This window comes from Butyrivibrio sp. WCE2006, assembly GCF_000701985.1.
Classification (GTDB): Bacteria; Bacillota; Clostridia; order Lachnospirales; family Lachnospiraceae; genus Butyrivibrio.
In genome coordinates, this window is sequence record NZ_JNKH01000003.1 from 26,720 (window position 1) to 39,513 (window position 12,794).

At 40.7% G+C, this 12,794-nt stretch carries 9 protein-coding genes; all 9 read left to right on the top strand.

What is annotated here, in order from left to right:
- Positions 1–98 precede the first annotated feature (98 nt).
- The 9 genes from T501_RS03265 (at position 99) to def (ending at position 12,791) form a co-directional block, all read left to right on the top strand.
- The gene (locus tag T501_RS03265) at positions 99–758 is read left to right on the top strand and encodes an HAD family hydrolase (protein ID WP_044913302.1); all 660 of its coding nucleotides are present in this window, start codon (positions 99–101) and stop codon (positions 756–758) included.
- Between the two features lie 47 nt (positions 759–805).
- A complete protein-coding gene (locus T501_RS03270) occupies positions 806–2,116 on the top strand; it encodes an HlyC/CorC family transporter (protein ID WP_155994779.1) in 1,311 nt (436 codons plus the stop codon).
- A 125-nt stretch (positions 2,117–2,241) separates the two neighbouring features.
- Positions 2,242–2,388: a six-cysteine ranthipeptide SCIFF gene (gene scfA / locus T501_RS03275; protein WP_044913305.1), complete on the top strand. Its 147-nt coding sequence runs from the start codon at positions 2,242–2,244 to the stop codon at positions 2,386–2,388.
- A 186-nt stretch (positions 2,389–2,574) separates the two neighbouring features.
- Complete coding sequence (gene scfB, locus T501_RS03280) at positions 2,575–4,002, top strand: thioether cross-link-forming SCIFF peptide maturase (protein WP_044913308.1); 1,428 nt, start codon at positions 2,575–2,577, stop codon at positions 4,000–4,002.
- Between the two features lie 21 nt (positions 4,003–4,023).
- Positions 4,024–6,303, top strand: a complete 2,280-nt coding sequence (locus tag T501_RS03285) for a protein translocase subunit SecDF (protein ID WP_026510258.1) — start codon at positions 4,024–4,026, stop codon at positions 6,301–6,303.
- A gap of 121 nt (positions 6,304–6,424) precedes the next feature.
- A complete protein-coding gene (gene recJ, locus T501_RS03290) occupies positions 6,425–8,206 on the top strand; it encodes a single-stranded-DNA-specific exonuclease RecJ (protein ID WP_044913309.1) in 1,782 nt (593 codons plus the stop codon).
- 265 nt (positions 8,207–8,471) lie between these two features.
- On the top strand, positions 8,472–9,968 hold the full coding sequence (locus T501_RS03295; protein ID WP_026510256.1) for a UDP-N-acetylmuramoyl-L-alanyl-D-glutamate--2,6-diaminopimelate ligase: 1,497 nt from the start codon (positions 8,472–8,474) through the stop codon (positions 9,966–9,968).
- Positions 9,968–12,232: a replication restart helicase PriA gene (gene priA / locus T501_RS03300; RefSeq protein WP_044913310.1), complete on the top strand. Its 2,265-nt coding sequence runs from the start codon at positions 9,968–9,970 to the stop codon at positions 12,230–12,232. The genes T501_RS03295 and priA overlap by 1 nt, the downstream gene beginning before the upstream one ends.
- A gap of 67 nt (positions 12,233–12,299) precedes the next feature.
- Positions 12,300–12,791, top strand: coding sequence for a peptide deformylase (def, locus tag T501_RS03305; protein ID WP_044913311.1), 492 nt, complete (start codon positions 12,300–12,302; stop codon positions 12,789–12,791).
- The last annotated feature ends 3 nt before the right edge of the window (positions 12,792–12,794 follow it).

The window sequence follows — 12,794 nt, forward strand, 5'->3', positions numbered from 1 at the left end:
GTAAATTAATTGCCGGATGAGGTTCCTCATCTGGCAATTTGCACGATATGAAACAAAAATAGTTTCCAATTGGAAACGGAAAGGCAGTATTGTCATAAATGTCAAAATTTAAAGCAGTAATATTTGATCTGGATGGTACACTTTTATATACTCTGGAAGATTTGAAAAACAGTGTAAACTATGCCCTGGCCAGGCATGGGATGGAAACCTGTACGCTTGGAGAAATACAGTACAGAGTAGGAAACGGTGTTCAAAAGCTTATGGAAAGATGTGTCCCTGATGGACTTTCAAATCCGGAATTTGAAGATACTTTTCAGGACTTTAAAGATCATTATAAAATACATTGTAATGATAACAGCGGCCCTTATGAAGGGATTCCTGAAGTTCTAAAAAAGCTTAAGAAAAACGGATATAAGCTGGCTATAGTATCGAATAAGTTTATGGATGCCACAAAAGAGCTTGCTGATCTGTATTTTAAGGATACTATTGACGTTGCCATAGGAGAGACTAAGGATATTCGAAAAAAACCGGCTCCGGATACAGTAATTGAGGCAATGAAAATTCTTGGAGTAACTTCGGATGAATGTATATATGTTGGAGATTCCGACGTGGATATAAATACAGCGAAGAATTCCCAAATGCCCTGTATAAGCGTGGCATGGGGATTCAGAACCAGGCAGGAGCAGATAGATGCAGGTGGAACAATTTTTGCTGAGAAACCTGACGATATTTTTGGTATAGTAGAAGGTAACAGATAATTTTTGAAATTCTATCAAAGAATATAAGACCTAAGGAGGTTACTAGCTTGCAACAGAACATAATACAGATGATCATTTTGATTCTTCTGGTATTCTTATCTGCATTTTTTTCATCTGCAGAAACAGCCATGAGCTGTGTCAGCAGAGTAAGGATAAAGACTCTTGTGGATGAGAATAACAGGCAGGCTCTGAGAGTCCAAAAGATATTGGATGATTATCAGGATATGTTATCTGCAGTACTTATAGGTAACAATATAGTCAATCTTTCTGCTTCAGCTCTGGCTACGATCTTTGTCCAGAGAATATGGGGCGACTGGGCGATAAGTATAGGAACCGGTGTACTAACGATAGTTGTACTTATACTTGGTGAAATTATTCCCAAGACTATAGCTACGACCTATGCTGAAAATATGGCTCTTTTTTATGCCGGAATAATCCTCTTTATAATGAAAATCCTTACTCCGCTGATCTGGATAGTGAATGCGGTGGCTGACATGGTCCTTAAGATTTTCAGAGTGGACAGAAATAATCATAAATTGATGACTGAAAATGAATTAAAGACATATGTTGATGTAAGCCATGAAGACGGTGTTATAGAGAGCGGCGAAAAGGAAATAATCTACAATGTGTTCGAATTTTCGGATGCAGTTGCCAAGGATGTAATGATCCCCAGAATAGACATGAGCTGTGTCAGCTCTGACGCCGAATACCATGAGGTATTAAGAGTTTTCAAGCAGGAGATGTACACAAGAATTCCGGTGTACGAAGGAAATCAGGATAATATCATAGGTCTGATAAACATTAAGGATATGGTTCTTGTTTCAGACAAAGATAATTTCAAAATCAGTGACTATCTGCGTGAAGCATATTACACCTACGAATATAAAAAGACAGCCGATCTTCTTATGGAGATGAGAAAAAATGCTCAGAATGTTGCGTTTGTTCTGAGTGAGTACGGAGCTACCGTCGGAATGATAACCCTTGAGGATCTTCTTGAGGAGATTGTCGGTGAGATCAGAGATGAATATGATTCTGATGAGGAAGAGCAGATAAGAGAGCTTGGTGATGGCAGATTCCTTGTAGAAGGCAATATGAAGCTTGATGATGTGAATGATGCTCTTGGAACTGCTTTTGAATCTGATGATTATGACTCGATTGGTGGTCTTATGATTGAAAACTTAGACAGACTTCCCAGAGGTGGCGAGACCACAAAGCTTCCAAATGGCGTTGAACTTACAGCAAGTGCCATAAAGAGAAACAGAATTACGGATGTTCTTGTCTATATTCCGGAAGGGGCATTTGAAGAGAAGGAAAGCATGGCAGAGGCTGAACAGCCCACTGAAGAGATTGTGAAATAGTCATATTCTTAAATTTATATAAATCCAAAAAGTTGCTTTTCGCAGTGCTCAAATTATGATATACTACTGAATTGTGGAAAACTGTTGTTTTTCAGTATTATTCCTGAATGAAAAGGAGACGTATTATGAAGCATGTAAAAACACTTGCAACAAGAAATCTTAAGGAGTCCATGAAGAAGGGTGGCTGCGGCGAATGCCAGACATCTTGCCAGTCTGCCTGCAAGACTTCCTGCACAGTTGGTAACCAGAGCTGCGAGCAGGTTGCTAAGTAATAGTTGTTTAAACTAAATAGTTTTTTAAAACCAGGCAGCGGCCATGCCGCTGCTTGATTTATGAAAACTATATCCGGCAAGAATCCGGCAGGATTTAAGGAAACTAATGAATTGGCAGAGAGGGCTGTAGCCTGTATGTCGATCAATTAGTCATATTTTAATTAGAAAAGGTAGTGAGAATTTTATATGGTACATGCATACAAGAACAACGGATACGATATTGTTCTGGATGTAAACAGTGGTTCTGTTCACGTAGTGGATGACATTGTTTTTGATCTCATCCACCCTGTGGAAGAGAATTTGATTAAGCGCTTTGGCTCTGCAGATATTACTGCAAAGGGCGCAGAGGCTGTAAGTGATGAGGTGCTTTTGGGAGAGCTTCTTTCTGAAGTGGCTGATAACTTTTCACAGTACAGCACAGAGGATATAAGTGATGCGATATCTGATATACTTGAGCTTCGCAGAGGCGAGGTTTTGTATACGGATGATGTATATGAGAATTATGTTGAGGAATTCAAGGAGAGAGATACCGTAATCAAGGCTCTTTGCCTTAATATCGCTCATGATTGTAACCTCAGATGTAAATACTGTTTTGCTGACGAGGGTGAATATCACGGAAGGAAAGCCCTTATGACCGAGGAAGTCGGTAAGGCAGCTCTTGATTTCCTGATTAAGCATTCAGGAAACAGGAAAAACCTTGAGGTTGATTTCTTTGGTGGTGAGCCTCTGCTTAACTGGGAAGTAGTTAAAAAGATTGTAGAGTACGGAAGAAGCCTTGAGAAGGAACATGATAAGAACTTCCGCTTTACACTTACAACAAATGGTACACTTCTTAATGACGAAATTTTAGAGTTCGCCAATAAGGAAATGGGTAATATAGTCCTTTCCATAGACGGACGTAAGGAAGTCAATGATAAGATGCGTCCTATGCGTGGCGGACAGGGTACTTACGATAATATAGTTCCCAAGTTTAAGAAGGTGGCAGAGAGCCGTCATCAGCTCAGATATTTTGTGAGAGGAACCTTTACTCACAACAATCTGGATTTCTGTGAGGATGTTAAGCATCTTGCAGATCTTGGATTTAAGCAGATATCTGTTGAACCGGTTGTGGCTAAGCCTGAGGACTGGTATGCTATCAAGGAAGAGGATATTCCTTATCTTTGCGAGCAGTACGATGAACTTGCAAAATTCTATCTTCAGAGACAGAAGGAAGGAAAAGGGTTTAATTTCTTCCACTTCAATATAGACCTTGAAGGTGGTCCATGTGTTGCCAAGAGACTTTCAGGATGCGGTTCAGGGTGTGAATATCTGGGTGTAACACCCTGGGGAGATCTTTATCCCTGTCATCAGTTTGTTGGTAATGAAGACTTTATTATGGGTAATGTTTTTGAAGGAATCACAAGACCTGATCTTCAGAAACAGTTTAAAGAGAGCAATGTGTACTCCAGACCTGAGTGTCAGAAGTGCTTTGCGAGATATTATTGCAGCGGAGGTTGTGCTGCAAACGCCTACAATTTTAACGGCGACATAAATACAACCTATCATACGGGATGTGAACTGCAGAGAAAGCGTGTAGAATGCGCTATAATGATCAAAGCAGCTCAAGCCGAATGAGCTTAATGGAGGGTGAAAGAAATGAAAAGAGTAAAATCAGTAGTCGCTTTGCTTGTGGCACTTTTGCTGCTTGCAGGTCTTGGGTTTACATCTGTGTATGGCCTGGGAAGCGATAAGTCAGGATCACTTAAGAGTATTGATCTCGGACTTGATCTTGCGGGTGGTGTCAGCATCACTTATGAAGTACTTGGGGATGGAACTCCCAGTGCTGAAGACATGTCAGATACTATTTACAAGCTGCAGCAGCGTGTAGATCAGTACAGCACAGAGTCACAGGTTTATCAGGAAGGTTCAAACCGTATTAACATCGAAATTCCCGGTGTTACAGATGCTAACAAGATTCTCGAAGAACTTGGACAGCCCGGTAATTTGTACTTCATTGCGCAGACTGACAGTGAGGGTAATGAAAACTATACATATAATTCCGGATTCACAGTTGATGATGACGGCAATTATGTTCTTAGTGAAGATGGTCAGATAGGCTATGCTCTTAACAAGTCTATCGAAGAGCTTGAAGCAAACGGTTCAATCGTACTTAAGGGTGAGGATGTTGCTGATGCTCAGGCCGGCTATCAGAATTCAGGTACAGCAAATACACAGGAAGTAGTTGTTTCTCTTGAGTTCACTGATGAAGGAAAACAGAAATTCGCTGATGCTACAAAGAAGGCATTTGCAAATGGCGAGTCAATCGGTATCTACTATGATGGAGAGTTTATTTCCGTTCCTAATGTTCAGGCTGAGATTACAGACGGAAGAGCAGTAATCACAGGTGAGGAATCATTTGAGTCAGCTTCAAACCTTGCTTCAATGATCCGTATCGGTGGACTTAAGCTTCAGCTTAATGAACTTCGTTCAAACGTTGTAGGTGCCCAGCTTGGTTCAGATGCTATTCATACAAGTATGATCGCTGCTATTGCAGGTTTTGTAGCAATCGTCCTGTTCATGATCGTGTTCTATAAGCTTCTGGGTGTAGCTGCGAGTGTAGCTCTTGCATTCTATTGCGGACTTGAGATACTTCTCCTTTCAGCATTTGAGATTACACTTACACTTCCCGGTATCGCAGGTATCATCCTTTCAGTAGGTATGGCGGTAGATGCTAACGTGCTTGTATTTGCCCGTATCAGAGAAGAGATTACAGGCGGTAAAGATGTTAAGGCTGCTATCAAGACCGGCTACGGTAAAGCTCTTTCAGCTATTCTTGATGGAAATATCACAACACTTATTGCTGCAGCAATCCTTGGTCTTCGTGGAACAGGTACCGTTAAGGGATTTGCTTCAACACTTGCACTTGGTATTGTTGTATCAATGTTTACAGCTCTGTTTGTTACAAGAGCAATCACAAATATCTTCTATGGCCTTGGTTTTGAGGATAAGAAGTGGTATGGAAAAGCTAAAGAACTTAAGCTTCGCGATTTCACCACAAAGAGAAAGATGTTCTACGGAATATCTGTTGCAATAATCGTTATCGGTTTCGTAGTTATGGGTATTAACGGCGGACGTGGCGAAGGCGCATTTAACTATAGTCTTGATTTCGTTGGCGGTACATCAACAAGTGTAACATTTAATGAGGCATGGACAACAGAGAAGCTTGATAGTGAAGTAGTTCCTAAGATCAGAGATCTTACAGGCGTTGATTCAGTTCAGGTTCAGACAGTTGCCGGTTCAAACCAGGTTATCTTCAAGACAGTAACACTTACTGTTGCACAGCGTGAAGCTATAGATAACATGTTCAGAACAGATTATTCTGTTCCTGCTGAGAACATTTCAGCTGAGAGTATCAGTTCAACAATCAGTAATGAGATGCGTGCAGATGCTACATCAGCTATGATTATTGCACTCATACTTATGCTTGCATATATCTGGATCAGATTCAGAGATATCAAATTTGGTGCAGCTGCAATTATTGCACTTGCGCATGATGCACTTATTGTTATTACCTGCTATGCACTTACAAGAATTCAGGTTGGCGGTACATTTATCGCAGCAATCCTTACTATCATTGGTTACTCAATCAACGATACAATCGTTACCTTTGACCGTATCCGTGAGAATCAGGTATTCATGAATCGTAAGGATCAGCTTGAAGAACTTGTTAATAAGAGTGTAAGTCAGACTATTACACGAAGCCTGTTTACTTCAATTACAACCTTTATCATGGTTCTTTCACTGTTCATTTTCGGTGTGCCGGATATTCGTAACTTTGCACTTCCGCTTATGACAGGTGTAGTTGCAGGTACATATTCATCAATCTTTATCGCATCACCGATATGGCTTGATCTTAAAAAGAAGTTTTCAAAATAATTATTTTAAATAATTTTCAGAGGGGCTGCCGCATACGCGGCAGCCTTTTTATCTTTAAGGGGCATTACTTTTGAATGGACTTTGAACTGTAAAGCCCCAAATGACAAGACAGAGGTTTAATATGGCAAAATGGTTAGAAATCAGAAAAGGTGCGGATTTTCAGAAAATAGCTAAGGATCATGGAATTTCACCAATAACTGCACGCATATTACGAAACAGAGATGTTTTTGAAGATGCAGATATAGATATGTACCTTAGCAGGGATGAAAAGTATCTGCATGATCCTCATCTTCTGAAGGATATAGATCTTGCAGCTGATATCATGAAGAATAGGATAGAGGCAGGTGATTCCATAAGAATAATAGGTGATTATGATGTAGACGGAATATGCTCATCCTACATATTGCTTGCAGGAATTAAGCTCTGCGGTGGAAATGTAGATGTTGTATTGCCACATCGTATTCATGATGGATATGGACTTAGCGTTTCACTTGTAGACAAGGCCTATGAAGATGGAAAGCAGATGATCATTACCTGTGATAATGGTATCGCCGCTATTCCTCAGATAGCACATGCTAAGGAACTGGGAATGACAGTTATTGTAACAGACCATCATGAAGTGAGCTATTCAGAGGAGGACAAGGATCAGATGGTTTTACCACCGGCTGATGCTGTCGTTGATCCCAAAAGAAGGGATGAGATTTATCCTTTTCATGAGATATGCGGAGCTATGGTTGCATATAAGTTCATCCAGGTTCTGACTGAAAAAATGGGACTTACAAAAGAGAAGGATCTTAGACCATTTTTTGATGAAATGACCATATTTGCAGGATGGGCTACGGTATGTGATGTCATGCCGCTTAAGGATGAGAACAGAATAATTGTCAAAAGATCCTTTGATGCCATAACACGAACCGGTAATGAAGGTTTAAAGGCACTTCTCAGGGTTAATGATATAGATCCCTACAATGTAAGCTGCTATATCTACGGGTTTGTAATCGGCCCTTGTTTGAATGCCACAGGAAGGCTTGATACTGCAATGAGAGGCATTGAGCTTTTGACGGAGCAGAATGTGAGTAAAGCGGCTGAGATTGCCCTGGAGCTTAAGGAACTAAATGACAGCAGAAAGGATATGACTCAGCAGGGAAAAGATGAAGCTATGGAGCTTCTTTCTGAATATGGTGATAATTTGCCGGATGTTCTTGTTTTGTACATGCCAGAGCTTCATGAATCATTGGCTGGAATAATTGCAGGTAAGGTTAGGGAAGAAGTAAACCATCCGGTAATGATAGTAACTGATGCGAAGGATGATCTTGTAAAGGGCTCTGGAAGATCAATAGAGGCGTATCACATGTTTGACGGCTTAAGCCAGTGCAGAGAACTTCTTACAAAATACGGCGGACATAAGCTTGCTGCAGGATTTTCATTAAAGAAAGAAAATCTTGAGATGTTCAGGGAAGCGCTTAATAAGAACAGTACTTTGAAAGCCGAGGATTTTGTGGAGATTCTTCACCTTGATATGGAGCTTCCCATAAGATATCTTTCTTTGAATCTTTTAAGAGAAATTGAGAGTCTCGCACCTTTTGGACAAGGAAATCCCGAGCCTCTTTTTGCAGCCAGAAATGTCAGGCTCATAAAAGGACGCATTATTGGTAAGAATGCCAATGTTGCAAAGATGACGGTAAGAGATGAAGAGGGCCAATGCTTTGAAATGATGGTGTTTGGAAGCATTTTCGACAGATGGAATGAATTTCTTGACATTAACTTTGGTGCAGAGAGAAGAGAAAAGCTATATAATGGTGGATGTAATGATAATATGTCAATTAAGATTGCATATCAGCCAAAGATTAATGAATTTAGAGGTGAAGAAAGTGTACAGATTATACTCAAGGACTTTTGCTGAAAATCTTTCAAAAATAAAAAGGACTTTATCTGCTGAATCTATATGGTTCACAGATAAGTCCTTTATAATCTTCAAAAATTTCTTCATAAACCACAAAACACACGCTTAAAAAGCGTGTGTCTGCGGTTTCTTATGAGGGGGAGATAGTTAGTTCATCAACTATCTTGATAATAATATACATTTAAAATGTGAACTGTTTGTGTTCAAAAACTTAAGAAAAACAGTAGATTTATTTATGAATTTATTAAGAATAGGAGAGAGAGTTATGAAACTTGAAAAATTGCTTGAAAAGCTGGAATTTGAAGCTTATGTAGGGGGAACTGACAAAGCTGCTGATGTATCTGCAGTAGAGATAACAGAAGTGGTTAATGATAATAGAAAGATCACTCCCGGATGCCTTTTTATCTGCATTGAAGGCATGAACTTTGACGGACACAGTGTCGCTAATGAGGCAGCTAAGAAAGGAGCTGCAGCTATTCTTGTTCAGAAGGATGTAGAGATTGAAGAAGGAACAGATACAGTTGTTGTTAAGGTAGACAGCACTAGATATGCCATGGCATTCGTATCAGCCCAGTGGTTTGGCAATCCTGCAGAAAGTCTTAAGACAATAGGTATTACCGGAACAAAAGGAAAAACCACTACAACTTATCTTATTAAGAATATGTTGGAAAATGCAGGACATAAGTGCGGACTTATCGGAACGATTGAGGTAATAATTGGTGATGAGCATATTCATGCTGAAAACACCACACCTGAGTCCTACGATCTTCAGAGATATATGCGCAAAATGGTAGATGCCGGTTGTGATTGTGTTGTTATGGAGGTGTCTTCACAGGCGCTTATGCTCCACAGAAGTCAGGGCTTTATATATGACATTGGCGTATTTACCAATATCGAAGCTGACCATATTGGTCCTGGTGAGCATAAGGACTTTGAGGATTATATGCACTGTAAGGGATTATTGTTTAAACAGTGCAGAATTGGTATTGCCAATGCAGATGACCTTAGAATGGAAGAGGTTACAAAGGATCACACCTGCAAGCTTACAACCTATGGATTTTCAGAAAAAGCGGATCTCAGAGCCATAAATCTTGCATATCTTCACAAGCCGGGTGAACTTGGTGTTATGTTCGATACCACAGGAGTAGTTGAGATGCATGCACAGGTTCCCACACCTGGTAGATTTAGTGTCTATAATGCTCTTTGTGCAATCGATGTTGCAAAGCAGCTCGGATGTGAAGAGGATGTAATAGCTGAAGCACTTAAAAAGGCTCATGTTAAGGGAAGAATTGAGATGGTCAAGGTGTCAGATGATTTTACGCTTATGATAGATTACGCTCACAATGCAATGGCACTTAAGAGTCTTCTCAGCACTCTTCGTGATTATCATCCTACACGTCTTATCAGTGTATTTGGATGTGGCGGTAACAGATCAAAGCTCAGAAGATTTGAAATGGGTGAAGTCAGTGGAAAACTTGCTGATTTTACTATCATAACCTCAGATAATCCACGTTTTGAGGATCCGATGGATATCATGAATGATATTGAAACCGGCATGAAGAAGACCGATGGCGAATATATTAAGATTGAAGACAGAAAAGAAGCTATACGTTATGCTATAGAGCATGGAGAGCAGGGAGATATTATTGTACTTGCTGGAAAAGGACACGAGGACTATCAGGAAATCAAGGGTGTTAAGTATCCTATGGATGAAAGAGTCCTTATACAGGAGATTTTGAAGGAAATTCAGGAAAAGGCTTGATGGAAAAGCAGAGCTACTCTTTTGCAAACATAATAGTTGATATCTCACATGAGAAGGTAGACAGACCTTTTCAGTACAAGATTCCTGCTGAGCTTGCAGACAGAATTAAACCGGGGAACTGCGTTAGTATTCCATTTGGGAAAGGAAACACGGTAAGAACGGGTTATGTTGTTGAGATAACTGACATCCCTAAGTTTGATCCGGAAAAGACCAAGGAAATATTAGGTCTGAATGAAGGAGAGATGTCGGCAGAAGGCATCATGATAAAGCTTGCCGCCTGGATGAAAAATAACTACGGCTCAACGATGATAAATGCTTTGAGAACAGTTATTCCTGTGAGGAAAAAATCAAAAGCGCTTACACATCGCTATGTAAAGCTAAAAGTTGACAGCAAGGTAGCCCGGGAGCTTTATAACACTTTTGTGAAAAAGCATCAGGTTGCAAGAGCCAGGCTCCTGGAAGCTCTGCTTGAGAATCCTGCGGAGCGGATTCCTTATGAGCTTGTGACAGGAAAACTTAATGTAACCTCGGCAGTTATTAAGGCACTTTCTGATAAAGGAATCATTCTGCTCGAGAGTGAAGAGTACTACAGGAATCCTGTAGGAGATGTCAATGCTTTAGAAAAACAGATTGTTCTTAGCAATGAGCAAAGAGAAATAGTCGACAGTGTGATAGGTGACTATGACAATGGAAAAAGACAGACATATCTTATCCATGGGATAACAGGAAGCGGCAAAACAGAAGTATATATCGCCATGATAGATGAGATAATAAACAGAGGGAAGCAGGCAATAGTGCTCATTCCTGAAATAGCGCTTACATATCAGACACTTATGCGATTTTACAGGCATTTCGGGGAGAGAGTTTCAGTTATGAACTCAACGCTCTCTTCGGGAGAAAAGTATGATCAGGCAAGGCGCGCGAGAGAAGGAGATATAGATATAATTATCGGACCAAGATCTGCGCTGTTTACACCTTTTCCTAATGTGGGACTCATCATAATTGATGAAGAGCATGAAACCTCCTATAAAAGTGAAACAATGCCTAAGTATCACGCAAGAGAGACAGCAATTGAACTGGCAAAGCTTGTTCCGGGAGGAGCCAGCGTAGTACTTGGGTCAGCAACTCCATCACTGGAAGCTTATTACAGGGCGCAGCTTGGAGAATATAAACTTTTTGAGCTAAACAGAAGGCTGACCGGAGGTACACTTCCTGAGGTTGAAATTGCAGATCTCAGGGAAGAGCTTAGGAGTGGAAATAGATCAATTTTCAGCAGAAGTCTGCAGGAAAAACTGCAGGATTGTCTGGATACAGGACACCAGGCGATGCTTTTTATCAACAGAAGAGGACTTGCGGGCTTTGTGTCATGCAGGTCCTGTGGCTATGTATTTAAATGCCCTCACTGTGATGTTTCAATGTCAGAGCACAGAGGCGGCATGCTGGTATGTCATTACTGCGGATATACAAAGCCTGTTTCCAGAATTTGTCCGGAATGCGGATCTAAATATGTTTCAGCTTTCAGAGCAGGAACTGAGCAGATAGAGAAGGAAGTAAATAAGCTTTATCCAAAGGCACGAGTACTTCGAATGGATGCTGATACTACAAGAGCCAAGGGCAGCTATGAGAAGATTTTGTCAGCCTTTGCGTCAGAAGAGGCAGACATCCTCGTGGGAACTCAGATGATAGTTAAGGGGCATGATTTCCCAAACGTGACACTGGTAGGAATCCTGGCAGCTGATATGTCTTTAAATGCCTCAGATTACAGGGCAGGAGAGCGTACATTCCAGCTTCTGACCCAGGCTGCAGGAAGAGCCGGAAGAGGAACTCATCCCGGAAATGTAGTGATACAGACTTATCAGCCTGACAACTACGCAGTGGTAAGCGCTGCAGCTCAGGATTACAAGGCTTTTTACGAGGAAGAGATTTCTTACAGGAGTCTCCTTCGTTATCCTCCTGCGGCGCATATGCTGGCGATACAGATATGGGCTAAGGATGAGAGCTTTGGAAAAGAACGGTCAAATCAGCTCAGAGCCTACATAGACAGAATGCAGATAAGAGATGCTGCTGTCATAGGGCCTTCTTTTGCTGCTATAAGTAAGATTAACGATATATATCGCATAGTTATTTATGTAAAGCACAAGGATCATGCTGAGCTTATGAGAATAAAGGATGTATTGGAAAAAGTTCTCGATACATGGGAGATGAAAGGCATTATGAGGCAGCTCCAGGTACAGTTCGATTTTGACCCGATGAATTTTATGTAATTATTTATATTTCTGTGTTATACTAATGTACTAATTATATTAATTATTATTATAGAAAGGTAGAAAAATGGCACTTAGAGAAATCAGAGAATATGGTGATGATGTACTTGTACGCCCCTGCAAAGAGGTTAAGGAAGTTACTCCCAGAATCCGCGAACTTATAGATGATATGTTTGAAACAATGTACGATGCAAATGGTGTAGGTCTTGCTGCACCTCAGGTTGGAGTTTTAAAGAGAATTGTTGTTATCGACTGCTCACCTGAGTGTGATGAGCCTCATCTTCTCATCAATCCTGTTATTTTAGAGACCAGCGGAGAGCAGACAGGATATGAGGGATGTCTTTCAATCCCCGGAAAATCCGGAATTGTAACAAGACCCAATTATGTTAAGGTAAGAGCTTTGGATATAGACATGAAACCTTTTGAGCTTGAAGGAACAGAGCTTCTTGCCAGAGCCATCTGCCACGAATGTGATCATCTTGACGGACACATGTATGTTGAGAAGGTAGAGGGCGACCTTGTTAATAACGAGGATTTACAGCAACAGGAAGAAGAATAAACT